The sequence below is a fragment of the uncultured Microbulbifer sp. genome, from assembly GCF_947498635.1.
Classification (GTDB): Bacteria; Pseudomonadota; Gammaproteobacteria; order Pseudomonadales; family Cellvibrionaceae; genus Microbulbifer; species Microbulbifer echini.
In genome coordinates this window covers 1-664 of sequence record NZ_CANMKV010000117.1, presented here as the reverse complement: position 1 = coordinate 664, position 664 = coordinate 1, and the positions used below count along the sequence as shown (strand labels likewise).

At 46.2% G+C, this 664-nt stretch carries 1 protein-coding gene; it reads right to left on the bottom strand.

Annotated elements, in window-relative coordinates:
* Positions 1-28: 28 nt before the first annotated feature.
* A partial coding sequence (locus tag Q1A69_RS20070; RefSeq protein ID WP_299589686.1) for an IS30 family transposase occupies positions 29-664 on the bottom strand: 636 nt, incomplete at its 5' end.

Sequence of the window (664 nt, the reverse complement as noted above, 5' to 3'; positions counted from 1 at the left end):
TGCATTCAACTCTGAAGTGCATCACCCTTTAGGTTGCTGCCTCAGCCGTATATTCTCCCAATATCTGACTAGGACTTTTATAGCCCAACGTTTTCCTGGGACGATTATTTAAGCGTTCAACAGCCACTTCTACTTCTTTTTGATTCACAAGCCTGAAGTCAGTATTTTTCGGAAAGTACTGGCGCAGCAGGCCGTTCGTATTCTCGTTTAGGCCTCTCTCCCAAGAGGCATACGGATGCGCAAAATAGACCTCAGCATTCAAAGCTTCACTAATCTTCTCATGCAGGGCGAATTCTTTGCCATTATCGGCGGTAATGGTATGTACTAAATGTTTATACGGCTCAAGTAGTGAGATCGTAGCCTGAGTGACCAACTCTGCCGTCTTGCGCTCAACCTGCTGAGAGAGAGTAAATTTGCTCTTACGGTCTACGATGGTGACCAAAGCACCACTATGGCCTTTACCTATAACGGTATCAATTTCCCAGTCTCCGATACGAGATTTATCATCGACAACCTGTGGTCGCTGTTCGATACTGATGGCATTCTTGATGTGTCCACGAGTGGACTTTCCGTTCGCGCGTTTATTGTAGGGTCTATCCCTACGCCGCAAGTTTTCGTATAGGGCTCCACCATGCTGTTTATCAGCCCAGACATGCAGATAAAT